Origin of the sequence: Thalassobacter sp. 16PALIMAR09, assembly GCF_000765485.1 — a bacterium.
GTDB lineage: Bacteria > Pseudomonadota > Alphaproteobacteria > Rhodobacterales > Rhodobacteraceae > Thalassobacter > Thalassobacter stenotrophicus.
On the sequence record NZ_JHAK01000012.1, the window covers coordinates 26,816 to 41,866 of the forward strand.

12 protein-coding genes are annotated in these 15,051 nt (G+C 55.8%); 4 read left to right on the forward strand and 8 right to left on the reverse strand.

Features of this window, described 5'->3' with window-relative positions; all coding sequences use genetic code 11:
- Window positions 1-16 precede the first annotated feature (16 nt).
- From PM04_RS15985 to PM04_RS16000, 3 genes are all read right to left on the reverse strand, one after another.
- The gene (locus tag PM04_RS15985; RefSeq protein WP_052077318.1) at window positions 17-355 is read right to left on the reverse strand and encodes a hypothetical protein; all 339 of its coding nucleotides are present in this window, start codon (window positions 353-355) and stop codon (window positions 17-19) included.
- Window positions 356-717: 362 nt separating this feature from the next.
- A complete protein-coding gene (locus tag PM04_RS15990; RefSeq protein ID WP_235281464.1) occupies window positions 718-1,404 on the reverse strand; it encodes an RNA polymerase sigma factor in 687 nt (228 codons plus the stop codon).
- A gap of 465 nt (window positions 1,405-1,869) precedes the next feature.
- Window positions 1,870-4,119: a hypothetical protein gene (locus PM04_RS16000; RefSeq protein ID WP_038008720.1), complete on the reverse strand. Its 2,250-nt coding sequence runs from the start codon at window positions 4,117-4,119 to the stop codon at window positions 1,870-1,872.
- 395 nt (window positions 4,120-4,514) lie between these two features.
- Between PM04_RS16000 and PM04_RS16005 the strand changes: the two genes are divergently transcribed.
- The 3 genes from PM04_RS16005 to PM04_RS16015 are packed head-to-tail and all read left to right on the forward strand — an operon-like array spanning window position 4,515 to window position 6,666.
- Entirely contained in the window at window positions 4,515-4,967 is a 453-nt protein-coding gene (locus PM04_RS16005) for a DUF2924 domain-containing protein (RefSeq protein ID WP_038008722.1), read from the forward strand.
- Window positions 4,964-6,274, forward strand: a complete 1,311-nt coding sequence (locus tag PM04_RS16010) for a recombinase family protein (RefSeq protein ID WP_038008724.1) — start codon at window positions 4,964-4,966, stop codon at window positions 6,272-6,274. Before PM04_RS16005 ends, PM04_RS16010 begins: the two co-directional genes overlap by 4 nt.
- The gene (locus tag PM04_RS16015; RefSeq protein WP_038008726.1) at window positions 6,271-6,666 is read left to right on the forward strand and encodes a hypothetical protein; all 396 of its coding nucleotides are present in this window, start codon (window positions 6,271-6,273) and stop codon (window positions 6,664-6,666) included. The genes PM04_RS16010 and PM04_RS16015 overlap by 4 nt, the downstream gene beginning before the upstream one ends.
- Window positions 6,667-6,755: 89 nt before the next feature.
- On the opposite strand, the gene PM04_RS16020 is transcribed toward PM04_RS16015, so the two are convergent.
- The 5 genes from PM04_RS16020 to PM04_RS16040 are packed head-to-tail and all read right to left on the reverse strand — an operon-like array spanning window position 6,756 to window position 12,987.
- Window positions 6,756-8,045, reverse strand: coding sequence for a hypothetical protein (locus tag PM04_RS16020; protein ID WP_052077319.1), 1,290 nt, complete (start codon window positions 8,043-8,045; stop codon window positions 6,756-6,758).
- Between the two features lie 5 nt (window positions 8,046-8,050).
- Window positions 8,051-9,169: an AAA family ATPase gene (locus tag PM04_RS16025; RefSeq protein WP_052077320.1), complete on the reverse strand. Its 1,119-nt coding sequence runs from the start codon at window positions 9,167-9,169 to the stop codon at window positions 8,051-8,053.
- Complete coding sequence (locus PM04_RS17510; RefSeq protein WP_052077321.1) at window positions 9,162-9,728, reverse strand: hypothetical protein; 567 nt, start codon at window positions 9,726-9,728, stop codon at window positions 9,162-9,164. The genes PM04_RS16025 and PM04_RS17510 overlap by 8 nt, the downstream gene beginning before the upstream one ends.
- Complete coding sequence (locus tag PM04_RS16035; protein WP_038008727.1) at window positions 9,725-11,947, reverse strand: N-6 DNA methylase; 2,223 nt, start codon at window positions 11,945-11,947, stop codon at window positions 9,725-9,727. The genes PM04_RS17510 and PM04_RS16035 overlap by 4 nt, the downstream gene beginning before the upstream one ends.
- Window positions 11,944-12,987 (reverse strand): DNA adenine methylase, encoded by a 1,044-nt coding sequence (locus PM04_RS16040; protein ID WP_038008730.1) that lies wholly within the window; start codon window positions 12,985-12,987, stop codon window positions 11,944-11,946. Before PM04_RS16040 ends, PM04_RS16035 begins: the two co-directional genes overlap by 4 nt.
- A gap of 886 nt (window positions 12,988-13,873) precedes the next feature.
- Here PM04_RS16040 and PM04_RS17515 point away from each other — a divergent pair.
- Window positions 13,874-15,051, forward strand: a 1,178-nt coding sequence (locus tag PM04_RS17515) for a tyrosine-type recombinase/integrase (protein WP_161785921.1), incomplete at its 3' end; no start/stop codon positions are given.

A 15,051-nucleotide genomic window follows, 5' to 3' on the forward strand; every position in this document is an offset into this window, starting at 1 on the left:
TTCGGGGTGAATGGCATCAGGCAGCTGACAGCAGCTGCACATGGGTTGCGGGCCGACCGGACAGGAGCTTGGGCCGCGCGATGGCAAGGTAAGCAAAGCAGTCCGCCGCCAATCGTTCCTGGACGAGATGGACGAGGCCTTGGGACTCCGTCCAAAACGCCCGTGATCCCAACAGGCGCAGTTCGTTTCGCTCGTTGTCTCCAAGCTTGGAAAGCCCCGGGAAAGTATCGATCACCAGAAACCCGCGATGGTATTCCAATCGATCGCCGGGCATGGCTTGTGCCACCCAAGCGCAAAACTGGATTTCCGTAAGCGAACCTTTCGGTTGGATTGTGGTGATGGTTGCTGTGGTCATGTTGCTGGTCTCCTCGCTTGCTTCTGCTCTCGGGATTCCGAAACTGTCCCGAGGGGGTATGGGCGATCGGCAGGACTGGGAGACCAAAGCTCTGCAAGAACCCGTTCAAACTGGTTCTGGTCTGATGAGTAGATCGCCAGTAGCGGTGTCTCGTCCTCATGCGCACCAGCAGATTCAATCTGAAACGCTTCATGAAGCCTAAGCACCTGCGGCAATTCCCAAGAGCGGTAGAGCCCGGGTACACGGACCAATTCAGTTGTGTGATTGTCATCTTGCATGGCTCGTCCTTTTCGGTGGAGATGCCCGCTTCCGGGCCGATTACTGATAAAAAGCCGCCTGCGGCGCGGGTATGGGACAAGGGTTCAAACATTTTTCTGAAAAGCTTCGCGAATGCGCAGGAGGGCGCGCTGGTAGCGCTTGCGTGCCGCCTCCATCGGGATGCCCAGATCCGCCGCCGCTTCGGCTTGTGTGAAACCGTCGATGGCCACACGGATCACCAAAGCTGCGTCCGTTCCAATCAGCTTGTGCAGATCGTCACCGAAATGTGCGTCTTCGGCCGTGGGCCAACACCCCCCATGTTCAGCTGGAACGTCGTCGGGCTCGATGACGCAGCTGAGGCTTTCCCGCGCCAGATCACGCTGCCGGACGCGGATCATGTCGCGCTCGACGTTGCGCAGCACTGTGGCCGCAATCCAGTTGACGCGAACCAGATCGAGCCCGCGGACTGCCTCGGTGGTGCGCGCCAGAATGTCGGACGCGACCTCATCGGGGCATCCGATCCTACGCCGGATTGATCGGCGGCGGATGGCATCAAGCCCAGGCCAGAGTCCCAGCAGCAGCAATGTCAGGGCGCAATCGGCGGTCTCGCCACCAGATTGCGCAACCCCGACCAGCGCGACCAACAACCGGTTTTTCTGGTCCGGCGCACGGCCACCGACGTGCAACGCGTCCAGCAATGCGGCCGGATCACTGAAGCTACCGATCGACCCGCTGCTGCGTCGAATTGCATCGAAGTTGCGTTGAAAGTTAAGAGTAGATGAAGAATGCATGAGGTGATCACGGATCTCGTGCCACGAAATAGACATTGGACGCCTGCCTTGCGGCCAGGCGTCCAGCGCCTTCTCAAAGCCAGGTCAGGACGTCATGCGTCTCTGCGATTTCAGGAAAATGGTGAAGAAATGCGCGCCTTAGCCCGCAGGTGATTGCGCCTGGTTCAGCGTGCCGCAGCCCCGACAGGTGGCCACGACCGGAAAGCCGACGAAATACTCGTGGCCCCGTGCAAAACGCAGGTGCATGCGGCCGTCCCGGCAGACGCCGAGCAGCTTTTCACAGCGCGTGCAGCGCCATTCAGGATTGGAAAAGTTCGGGGCGGTATCCGCGGCGCCAGTGCGGCTCGTTTGGGAAGTCGAACGTGTGCGTGTGATTGTCGGCATTGGAATGCTCCTCTGACTGAGTGAGCCTTTCCAATAATCAGTGGTTTGTTAGACCGTCTCCCGGCGCATGTTAGACTGACGTTAGACGGGCCTTTCGACCAGGGCATCTGAGACCTCTTCGGTCGGTTGCCCGGCGAGCAATAGGCGCCAGTAACCATTCTTGGCACCCTTGCCGATATAGACGTTCCGAATGCTGTCCCATGTATTCTTCCGGAACGTTTGTTGGGGGCTTCTGGATTCGAAGCCTTCCATCAGCGCTTTGACCTGAATATCGGGACTGCCTTTCCCGGCGGCGACAACAAGGCGTTCGAAGATTGTAAGTTGATCGTTCCCGGTGAGGTGCAGCGGCTCCTTGCCCGGAATGAACAGGGTGCCAGACTGCGCACCTGTCCGGACAACCCGCGGTGACACGCCCCCGCGTGCGAGCGAAAGGTTGTTGCGAAATGCCAGTTCGATGCCGTCGCGGGCGAACAAGATCTCCTCGTTCGCCGATGCCAGATGAGATAGAAGTGGCACAACCACGTTGGAGCCGAGATGCGATGGCATTCCCTCACTCGCCGCGAGAATGATGCCAACGCCAGCTGTGTTCCGCGCACGCAAGGCCAGGTCCAGCCTTTGGGCAGTTTTCGGGTCATTCAGGCGCCGGGCAAAATAGACGGGCACCTCGACACCATCCACCTGCATTGCGCCGAGCAAGGTCAGGTCCGGGTCGAGGATCTGGGCTGTTCGCTTGCTCAAGAGCGGTTTTATCAGCCGATGAAGGGTCTCGTGAAGCCATTGGCCGTTAATCGCGAACATCTCGATATCTGATGATGGTCGCCTGCCTGTGTCCTCGCCGAACGGACCCATAGTGTTGACCATGCCCTCTGTTGCTGACGGTTTCACGGTGCCTTCCCCGTCGATATCGTCGTCATCGATCAGGACGACATCCTGACGGTCGCGGCGCTCAAGCAGCCCGCCCTCGATCAGGCGACTGGCGTCGAGCCCAAGTTCCAGCAAATATCCACCGCTGACCTCATCTTCAACACGGTCATGGAGTTGCACCAATTGGGGGAAAATTGTCTGAAGGTCATCGGGAGCGATCTGCCGGAAAGCGCTAAGAATCCCCCATTCTTTCAAAAGTGCAAATCCGAGGGCCCGTTCTTCGGGGTCCGTCTTGCTTTGCAGGTTACAACTCTTGGTGCCGGAGATCGTGAGATTGAGCGTCCGCACCTTATCATCGCCGACCCGGTTGTAGACGACAGCAATGGCAATCCGACTGAAGGCTTCGGCACGGCGGAATATGTTTCTGGCCCCGAGATATTGGTCCGCCACCTCTTCAATATCGTCATCGACGGCGACTTTCAGTTGCAGCTTGCGCCGCCAGATCCCTAGCCGGATTTCGGCCTCCACGACGCGGGCAAAGGCAAATTCATAGCTATCGATTTCTGGCGGCTGAAGACGAAGCGAGGTACGAAACCGCGCAAGATTGTAGCGTTTCCAGGTCAATGGTTTTTGAGAGATGTCGTGGGCGAGGGCAACTTCGGCGAACGAGTCGCAGACCGTCTGGCGCACAACGGGGCTGTCTGCGCAGACTTCAATCTGGCGGATTGACGGCGTGTAAATGAGCGTCGCCTCGTTTGGAGGGCGATAATAGATTGTTCCCCTGAGTCCGTCGCGTCGATGGTCAAAAACGCTCGACAGCGGCCCGCCATGCCGGACGATCAGCATGATGGACGCGGGGTGTGTTTCTGTTGCCGGCAGATCGAGCGCCTTCACAGTGCAGGAAATCTCGGGCTTCAGTTCAAGCAACTCCTTGATCTTGAATGCCATTGCCACCTCGTCGATGGCCCATGCATCGAGGGCCGAATGATTTTCAAGCTCGACTTCGAAGGCGTCATAAAGTTTTCCGTGGTCACGAAATTGTCGAGCAAAATGAAAGCTTTCCGCGTCCTCGAACGTTTCGCGTGCATTAAGGTAGGTCCAGATGCTTCGGCAGAGCTGGTCTGGCTGGCGGTCGAACTCCTGCGACTGCGCATAATTGAGTTGCTGCTTGATAATCGTCTTGAGAGAGGCCACGCCCTTTCCCGATGCGAGGGCCCGCATTCTACGTGATCGCTGCTCTGCCGGTCGCAGTTCATCGTGATCAAATTTTGACAAGGTTTGTGTCAGATCCAGCCGAAACGCTTCGGCGACCTCGTCATCGGTCAGATCAGAAGGGGCATCCGGCAGGGCGAAATCAGGCTCATTGTCACCCTCTCGGAGGGCAAGGGCCGCTCTGGCAAGGTCAATGCGTGCATCTTCGATCAATGCAAGAATATCTGGACCAATCGAAATTGATTTGCGCGCCATAAAATTACCTCAACGATTGCTTGCTCTCTTCCAGCTTTAGCCTTTGATCATCGTTGACGAAGCTTTCTTTCGCAATAGGGTATGTTCACTACTTGTTCGCACTCATTGCTAAGCTCAGGGTACGGCATGTCCCAAAAGGGGCTTCGGGATGGCTTTTGATAGGAAACGAAACCATCAATCAAGGTTGCAAGCAACATGAAACGACCCAACCCTCTGCCACCCGACCAGATGACGCCCACAGAACGCCGCGCCGAGCTATGCGGCCTGCTGGCTCTCGGGTTGGTTCGTTTGCGGATGCGTGATCGGGCGGAAGTATCTGACAAAATTGGAGAAAGTAGCCTACACTATCCGGCCGACGAATGGCGTCATGCAACTCCAACTCATCGGAGAAATGCATGACCAAACAAGATCCTATTCCCGCCCGCTTGGCCGCGCTCAAAACGACATCGACGCCAGACTTGAAGAAACAATGGCGTGAGTTGTTCGACAGCGATCCGCCGCCGTTCAATCGCCGCTATCTCGAAAGCCGACTGGCGTACCGTATCCAGGAGCTGGCCTATGGCGGCCTGAAGCCGGAAACAGTGAAAAGGCTGGAGGCCCTTGGCGAACAACTCGATGGCGGTGATCGCAAAAAGAGCCGCATCCGCGCCGATCTGACACCCATCGTCGGGACGAGGTTGATCCGCGAATGGCAGGGCGTCGAGCATGTCGTCACCGTCACCGCCGACGGTTTCGACTGGCAGGGCCGCCCTTACAAATCGCTGTCGGCCATTGCCCGCGCGATCACCGGCACGCGCTGGAACGGTTGGGTGTTCTTTGGCCTGAAAAACCACCGGAGGGGCGCATGACCAAACCAATCGTCAGGAAGCTGCGTTGCGCTGTCTACACCCGGAAATCCTCCGAGGAAGGGCTGGAGCAGGAGTTCAACTCGCTCCACGCCCAGCGTGAAGCCTGCGAGGCCTATATTGCCAGCCAGCGTTCCGAGGGCTGGGTGCTGGTCCGCGACCAATATGACGACGGTGGCATTTCCGGCGGGACGCTCGACCGGCCCGGCCTGAAGCGGCTGCTGGAGGATATCGAGGACGGGCTGGTCGACGTGGTCGTGGTCTACAAGATCGACCGCCTCAGCCGCTCGCTCGCCGACTTCGCCAAGCTCGTCGAGGTGTTCGACCGCAACCATGTGACCTTCGTCTCGGTAACGCAGTCTTTCAACACGACCACCTCCATGGGCCGGCTGACGCTGAACATCCTGCTCTCGTTCGCCCAGTTCGAACGCGAGGTGACCGCCGAGCGCATCCGCGACAAGGTCGCCGCCAGCCGGAAAAAGGGCATGTGGATGGGCGGGGTGCCACCCTACGGCTACTGCGTCGAGAACAGGAAGCTGGTGATCGACGAAGAAGCCGCCGCGCACGTCTGCTGGATCTTTGAACGCTTCCTCGAGATTGGGTCCTGCACGGAACTGGCGCGAGAGGTCGGTACGCGCGGCATCCGGACGCCGCGCGGCAACCGGATCGACAAGAAGTACCTCTATCGGATGCTCAACAACCGCGCCTACATCGGCGAGGCGGTGCACAAGGGCGAGAGCTACCCCGGCGAGCACGACGCGATCATCGACCGCGAGACGTGGGACCGCGTCCACGCCATTCTGCAGGAGAGTCCCCGCAAGCGAGCGGCCCGCACCCGCGCCGATACGCCCGCGCTTCTCAAAGGGCTTCTGTATGGGCCGGACGGCGCAGCCTTCTCCCCGACCCACACGCGCAAGGGCGGCAAACTCTATCGCTACTATGTCAGCCAGACCATTCTGAAACACGGTGCCGGAACCTGCGAGATCGGCCGTGTTCCCGCTGGCGAGATAGAAGCAGCCGTTATCGATCAACTGCGCACCGTGTTCCGCCAACCCGAAATCGTAGCGGGCACTTGGAAAGCGGCACGCGCAAAAGACGGCGAGATCACCGAGGCCGATGCCCGTGACGCACTGACCCGTCTTGATCCGCTCTGGGACGAGCTCTTTCCTGCCGAGCAGGCACGCATTGCGGCGCTGCTGATCGAGCGCGCCGACATCGGCACGGACGGGCTACAGGTCCGGCTACGCGTCGACGGCCTCAATGGCCTCGCGCGCGAGATGCTTACAGGCGGCATCGAGGCGGCCGCATGAAACGCGGCGCACCGATCCCCGAAACCGTGACACTCTACGTCCCGTTCCGCGTCGTAAAGCGCGGCGGGCGAAAGGAAATGCAGCTGCCGGATGGGGCATCAAGCCAACGCAAGATGGACAACACTTTGGTCAAGGCACTGGCGCGGGCGTTTCGCTGGAAGCAGCTGCTTGAGTCGGGCGACTTCGCCACCATTGCCGAACTGGCGGAGCGCGAGGGGATTGCACCGTCCTACATGACGCGCGTCATGCGGTTGACGCTGCTCGCGCCAGACATCGTCGAGGCAATCGTCGAAGCGCAGCAACCGCCAGACGCGAAGCTGGCAGACTTTCTGGCGCCGTTTCCAGTGGAATGGGTGGCGCAGCCATGGCTGCGCTCTAGAGCACAAGGATAGTGATGCCGGTATGGAATGGCTTCAGGGCTGGAGACTACAGGCTCTTTCTTGCGGTAGCCCTGAAGACATCTAAGGGGTGAGTCGAAAAACTAAAGAATCTTTGCAAGCGCTTCAGAGAAGCGCCCCAAACCACGGCGGCCTGAAATGCCACAAACACCGAGCTCGATGGCTCGGATTTGAACGCCGTCTGCAACGGCTCGGGCAAATTCTGCGGCGTACCCAACCTCGTCACTTGAGGATAAAGCCCCTTCCACTGGCCTTGGATACACAAGAGCGACCTCGGAAATTCCCGTCGCACGCGCAAAAGCAAGCGATTCATAGATGTCTGCATTCGAGATCGACTTGGATGAGCGATCCGCATGTCCTTTGTATTTAGCATCTACGATGATCCGGCGGTCTCCAGCCGTACCGACTATGGACACGATAGCATCAGGAAAAACGTTTAGAGCTCTGATAACCCCATCTTGCGTTCTGGTTCCCAGCTTGTTTGACGATTGGAGTTGGACGTTTTTGGGTGAAAAGGCATTGCGTAAAGATAATGAAATCAGTTGCTCCCAAACTTGCCACGTTTGCATAATATAGCCTGGAGCAAGCGCGTTTTTCGGATCATAAGCGCCTCCCAAACCACGCAAAATATCGAGCGAAAGATCGAATGTAGGCTGCCAAGCTTTAGAGCGGCTCGGCAGTCTTCGATCCTGAAGACGGGACGGTCTTGGCTGATGGGGTAGATGTTGTGCAAGACGCTCAAGGCGCAACCGTGTTTCAACTTCGGGCACGACCGGCGCTAGTCCAGCTGCTGCGGCCCTGATGATCGCGTTGTAAGGGTTCTCCCGTGTGAACGACGTCACGGATTGTGGGAAGCCCTCTTCCGATGGCACCGATAAATCCTCCGGATCGAAATCTCCTTCGAGTGCAAAATCTTCGTGGTGCAAACGTCGATAGGTGCGCAAAGGTCGGCGCTGGTTTTTCCAGTACATCTCTATAAGCGAGCGACCGATCAAGGAGGCTAGATCAGAATTCGCCTGCGCAGATGATCTGAGACCTTCATTATCGAGTAGTCGGCCATGGTGGGAAAGCATGGCCAACAAAAAGAAATCCTCGCGCCATCCGGGCGCGCTGCCAAGAAATTTCGGAGCAATTTCAAGTTCTATACCTGAGGCTAAGACAAGCAGGCCTGCCACGTTTTGAAACTGGAGGCGGTCGGCATTGAAAGACAGTGGAACGCTTTCCAGCCCGAGCGTGCCCCGAACGCGATCTCCAGCTCGGAGCAAAAGCTCGCGCGCTGTGGCAACAGAAACGTTGCTACGTCGTGCGATTTCTTCATGCAATGCGGATGGCTTGGCGTATTCGATTGCTGTGAAGCGCTGCCACGGGCGCATAACACTCAGACAGCCTTTTGTGACAGGGAAACGAACAGATCGTAGAGCTTTGAGGCTTCCACACTCAAAGGGCCGTTTATCATTGCGCGGGGGGCATCGCCAAAGGATGTTTCCTCAAGGACATATGGGTTTCCAGCAATGCCCCGGTCTGCATTCAGGATGATTGCGGTGCCGCGCACATCCCCGAAAAATGATTCATCTATGTGGTTCTTGATTGTCCCCCAAGCGGCCTGAAAATGCTGAAGGGCTTCGGATACGCTTGAAAGCTTGGCACTATTGCCCATCAGAACGCCATGACCAATCCTGAATTCCGGGCCACGGCCAAGCGCAATCCTGGTATTTACGGCATCAAATGCCTGAATTGCTGCCTCTATCACGTCGCCTGCGGAGCCAGGCGTCGGCGGTAATGTTGATACGGGGCTAGAGGCGGCACCAAAATGCGCGCGCAGCACAGAGGAAGAAGGCTCCAGATTAACCGGAGCCCAACGCCTCAGAAAAGCGACGTCAAGTGGCTCAACCGAGACGTCGGCCTGATTCATAGCCCCGAGGATATAGAGTGTTGGCGGGAACGCGTACTCGATCAGATCACCATCAACGGGATTAATTATATCAAAGAACTGCGTGGCTGGTGTTGTTTTACCGTCGGCGGCAAGGCGTTTGTCTGCTTCTATGGCGACGATGGCTCCGCCGAAGACCTGAACGGTCGGGCCTCGGTTAATTTCATCGATTATAAGCAGTGCAGCGCTGTCCTTTTGCTTGGCGTATTCGCTTGCCTTGTAGAGGATGCCTTCTGTGATCCTGAACGAACCGGGCGCTTTGCCGCTTCTGACATCGGGCATCATGCCAGTCAGGAAATCACGATATTTGCTGGACTGGTGTAGAACACAGCGAAAGACTTTTCGGTTGGTTGCCTTGCCAATGCTACCCGGAAGTGTGCTCGTCGGTGTCGGCGGGATGGGGACCGGTGCGTTTGGCTGGTAGGTGGGCGTGCTGGCATTGCCTTTTGCTTCAAAAAGACTGGCAACCTCGCTGAGCAGCATAGACTTCCCCGTACCTGGCGGTCCGGCAAGCAATACGTTGCGGCGGGCTTCTAGCAGCGCCAGAATGTTGTTCGCATCAGCCATGGGGGTACTGCCCTTTGGTTATCAAATCGAGGAATGCAGATTTGCACCCATCTGCAAACCAATCTTGGGCAAATTTCTTGATTCTAGGGTCCCAATTCTGCGTGCGCAGGCTGGTTTCTGTTGTGAAATAGAGGCGGATATCCCCATTGGCTTGTTGAAACATCATGAACACCGAGCGCCCGCCATTGGGGTCTGTTTGTATCAACCCATCAAGAGCGAACTCGGAAATTCGCGCGATTCTGCATTCATTGGGGCGCGCATCGGTCGAGGGCCAGATTTCCATCATGGCGCTTTTGTCACCGGTCGGTTCCTGCCAAATCACTGTGCCGCTCAGTACTTCTATTTGAGACGCGACACCCTTTGCTTTTCGTGTTTTGAATGTTTTGTTCGGGAACATACGCCGAAAAAATGGAAAAAACTCTGTTTCTGGCCGGAAGCGGAGATCACGAGCACCGCCGCCGCTGGCAGCGTCGTTTGACTTGGCTATAAACTTGCGCCGGTCGCCATCCTCGATATTTTGAAGAAGGACCCGCTCAATGGCTTGCGCACTACTACTCACTTGACCGCCTCATTGAACTTTTCTTTGATACTATTGGCAAACTCGGAGCTGACATAAGGTATCGCTCCAAGCTGGCGAGCGGACTTCACGCGCTCGGCGTTATGCTGGTCGTCTCCACGGGCTTTTGTTAGCCAAGTTGACAGCAAGAAATCTTTGGTCATCGTGGAGGAAAGCTCGCCTAGCAAAGCTGTCTGACCACGATCTAACAAGGGGAAATCGTCGAGCATGAGCCGCAAATCGTCCTCTGAACAATTATAGGCTCTTGCGACCAGAACATCAGCCTCGGCGCGAAGCTCACCCATGCGCCAGAGCGTTTCTTCGTTCGAATTTCCGGTCTGATCGAGCTGCTGCAATTTGCGTGCAATACCAATGAGACGCTGCGCAGGAAGAGACTTGATGTCAATGTTTGGCAGGCGCAGTGAGCGAAGAACGAAGTAATTCACTGTTGTTGTTACAATCCGCCGTAGAAGCCAGTCGAAGGGTATTGAGTTTACAATGGCAAGCCACAGAAATAGCCGTTCTTCAGATGGATCGTTGGGGAAGGTGAGCGTCGGGACCTTATTTCCACAAACAACGCCCGGCGGGATTAACGCTGCCATCATGGAGCGCTCGTTGGTTTGGCCAGTAATGTCGCAAAAACCGGCGCGCATGCGCTGTGAGCGCTCCGTAGCTTGTGCCGAAGCCGCGCTCATTGGCAGCCAGAATTGAGGAGCAATCCGGCTCTCGCCCAAAGCGAGGTTGTGCCAAACAGCGCTGCGTCCTTCACCCGAGAAATATGCCTTACAACCCAAACGGTGCGGCTGCACCATGCGGCCCTCTATGACAGGCAAGCATCCATCTTGTGGTTGCTTGACGAAGTGACGACGGCCATGGGTCATATCGATTTCGCGGCAAAATTCAGGATACCATGGCGAATTTGCTTTCGATGGAAGCGATCCCTTCATCTGCATTTTTTTGAATAGTCGCCATTCTGCGGCTGAGCGCACCTCGGGAACAGTGAGATCGGAGCGCAGGCGGTCAAGTTCTTTGATAGGCAGGCGGACTGGTGCTGCAGCCATAACGCGGTCGTTGTCGGCGATGCCATGACCGACCCTAATGGCCGCCAGCGGTTTGCTGGAGACGGTCCGGCGGCGGTAATTCACGACCAAGAATTTAAACCTGGTGTCGATAGCAAAATGCCGAGCCCGGTTCTCTAAAACCGTGAAGGTGAGATCCTCACAGCCTTCTACGAGTGCGCGCCTGAGTGTTTCTGTGTTGAGTGAGCGTATCAATCCTGCTGGAACAAGGAGTGTGCCGTGCCCACCAGTTCGTGTGAGCTTATATAAAAGCTCAGTGAAAGCGACATACAGATCAGGTTCACCTTTCGCCAAAACGGGGTAGCGCTCAATGAGGGAACCGGCCATCGCAGCCCGCTGAGATTTGGCAGCATCGTACCCGGCAAGAGACTGAAGACTATAACTGGTGCCGTAATCACGGGTTTCTCCGCTCGCTTTGATGTATTCGTGCCGTGTAAGTTTGACCTTTTCCCAAGGCGGGTTTGCGATCACAATGTCAAAGCCGTCGGGGCTTAGTCCAAGCCATTCGGCGTCTGGGGCAAGCAGGCTATCTTGCGCGCGCCAATGTGCGTACATGGCAAAAATAGCGTCCAGATCGTCTGTCAGCGATGCAAGTGAAAGCCGCGTGCCGCGCAAAGCCATCGGCGATAGATCAGCGGCATAAACTGAGTGCCTGAGCCATTCGCTCGCCAAAATTCGGTCCGGCCCGCAAGCAGCAATGGACACGGCTGTGAGCAGTATTCCAGCGCCGCAGGCAGGATCAATAACCTTGGCCCCTTCTTTGAGGTGCGTCTCCACGCTGTAGGCAAGATGCAAAGCAAGGCGAAAATCGGTGTGATATGCGCCGCTGTTGCGTTGTTCGGTATGGTCTAGCGCCTCACGCGCAAGCGCACTTAAACATAGGGATGGATGGATGCCCGTATCATCCAAAAGCTGAACAAGGCCTTTGGCGTCATCGAGCAATCGCTCTGGCGCAACCAAGGGCTTAATCCCGAATTGTGCGCAAAACCCTTCGAATGCGAAGCCACCAAGCCGGGACGATGCAGCTTCCAGCAGCTGGAAACGCAGCTCATCGTCATTTCCCGAATGGTGTGCGATCCATTTGGTGATGTAGGCATCAACCTTGGCAAGGCGCTTACCTTCAACTGTGCTTGATGGTTTCATGCTGCCACGCGCTTTGCTTGTTTGGTCTTTTCGATGCAGAAAAGCAGTTCGCCAACATCAGAGGCGGCCTTGCTTGCTGCCTTGTTGGGGCGATAACGACCGATATTTTGGAGCGCGTGAAGGCTGACGTCTCCGATACATGCTAGGCTATCAGAGAGTGTCTCGATTGGAACGTGGCCTTCAGTGCTGTAGGACAGAAAGATGCGTCGCGCCGGAAGGTTGGAGACAAGGCGCTCAATGGCTTTGGCAGCTCTGCCTTTGTAGCAAAAATCAGATGCTTTTTCGCGCCATGGCCGAATGCCACAAACACCCTCGACCTCGGGCTCATCTCCAAGGGCGATGGTTTCAAGGATGTGATAATAGGCCGCGTACTGACGTTTGGTGTACGGCGGATCGAGATAGACAGTGTCTTCTGGCTTGCATTGTAGCTCACCCACGTCCTGAGAACCCAAAGTTGCGCTTGGAGCGCTTTTGGGAAAACTCGCTGGCTCAACAATTAAAGGATCAAGGGATTGTCTTTGCCATTTTGATAAGAAACATCCGTAGGTTCCAGCCGTATTGGCAATACGATTTGCAGCGCGCATCAAATCAGCAATAAGAACTTGCTGCTCATGTAGGGTAATGACGCCTTGCTCATGCCATTGGCGTATTTGATGCCTTATGCCATCGATCTTCTGCGCGTTCTCTTCCGTGAAATACATCCGCGATACTGCGCAATGATCAGAAGAGGCAGGGCTATACTGAGCCCAAATAAAGCCCTGACGGGGCGGTGCATCATTAAGAGCTGCAATTGCGTTTTGGTAGCTGGAAAGACCCACAAACGGTATATCTGCTTGAGAACTTAGCCGCGCGAATGACATGATGGCCGACGACGTCAAGTGATCATTTACGTGCACCTTCCAGCCAGCACGAGAAGCGGCTTGCGCAACGGCACCAGTTCCGGAGAAGGCATCCACGAACACGCCTCCGTCAGGTTGACCAACATGTTCAATGATGGCTTCCACGATGCGCGCCTTGGAGCCAATATACCGAAATGACATGTGTGCGTTTCTCCCTGCCTTGTTCGTTTTAATTGTCATGCCGGGCATGAACGGAGGTAGTAAGTCTGGCGTATAACCCCTGCAAACTTTTCAGGCATTAAGGTTTGGTCGAATGGTTGAAAAAATACGGTTGCGTAGTCCTCGCGGAGTGACGTGTGAATCTCCGACAAGATGGCACGAAAAGGCGGGCTGTAGCAATATCTTGTAGGCGCATGGAACATGCAATGCTGCTTCTAGTGCAGAGAACCAGCCTGAACTTGCCTGCTGATGCGCAGGCAGCATCGAAACAGTAGGCGATTGCTCAAGGATCCAGTGGGTTGGGAAAGTCCCCTCGGTCAGCTGGATGTTTCCAGGGCAAATGTAATCTTGATGCAGTCCCTTGCTGGTTTCCATAAATGGTCGTGGGGGCGTCCTATCTCCGCACGTGGGCAACACCTTAGGCAATGCCGCGACGAGTTCCGATTTCAGGTCCATCTGACTGAATGAGACCGGCGTCGAAGTGCAATTTCGACACACGGAAAATCCGTTAATGGTCAACGCATTACAAGCGCTGCACCAAAACGGCACAGTCATCAGGTCAAGAGAATATCGGCCCCGAGAGAATGCTTCCGGGCTACCCGTCACCGGGGCCGGTGAACAGCCCCTCGTGCATAACCCTCGAAAACAACGGAAAAATCCGGCCGCGGCCGGATCGGGAGAACGCTTTCGCGGGGGCAAGTGGCGGAGATGAAGGGATTCGAACCCTCGAACGCTTGCACCCCTTGTTTCATTATATATATAATGACTAATTTTTCCTGACGTGTGTGGTTAACGTGTGTGGTAATGGCGTGTGAGAAGCGAAATGCCGAGGTATCTTCAGAAGCGAAGACGACAGTGGTATGCGGTGATGGAAATCCCCAAAAAGCTACGGGATCACTTTGGCAAGCCGAGGTTTGTGGTCTCGTTGCAAACAGAGTCTCTGAGTGTCGCTGAGAGGAAGGTCCTGCCGATCATCGTTGAGTGGAAAAAGCAGGTCGACATTGCCAAAGGGTTAGATATTGGCAGCGATGATGAGGTCTTGGCTTCTATTGCTCTCGTTAGGCAAGACTTTCAACGGCAGCATCAAGAAGGCACAGCCGATGGTGTGATACGGGCGGTGCAAGAAGGTGTCGCTATCGCTGAATATCTGGGTGAGGAGAACGACGGTAGCGGTGGCACCACGCTTCTTGATGCTGTGAATGTTGCACACGGAAAGACCCTGCTTTTGAGAGAGCATGTTGATGAGTTTCTCTCGACAAGGGATGTAGCCCCCAAGACTGCTGACATGCAGCGGCGAGACCTGATGTTGTTCGTCAACCAGTTTCAGTATGCCCACGATGCGACAAAGCCTAAGGTTCGGGAGTGGGTGAATGTGGTGCTTGGTACGGAGCAGGGGCTGTCTTTGGCGACAAGACGGCGGATGATCTCGCCAGCGAGTGTCTATTGGGATTACCTAGAGAACAACAAAGGCCTTAATCTTCCATCCCCTTTCGTAAAGGTACTTCCACCTAAGCCAAAGAAGCGAACCAAGGCGGCGATACAGGCTCAGCGGAAAGCGTTTAGGGTGGGGGATTATCACCGCTTAATTGGGGCGTGTGAGGAAGACACTCTTTGCGACCTAATCAAGTTGGGGGCCTATACGGGCTGTCGTATTCACGAGTTGTGTTCCCTTAAATTGGTGAACGTATACAGCAATAAGACTGAGATAGTGGATGCCAAAACAGAAGCGGGTTGGAGGACGGTGCCGATACATCCACACATAGCCCAAACTGTCGCAAGGTTGGTGAATACCAGTACAGACGGATATCTGTTGCCGGGTCTTACGCTAAATAAGTATGGGGCAAGGTCTGATGCTATTGGTAAGAGGTTTGGACGGTTGAAGGTCTCACTCGGATACGGACCAGACTACGTGTTTCATTCGCTCAGAAAGGGTTTTGCTACACAGCTTGAGAACGCAAACGTACCTGTAACTGTCGTAGCTAGGCTTATGGGGCATGAGGTCGAAGGTCAGAGCTTCGGAAACTACTCTGATGGCTTGGCGTTAGA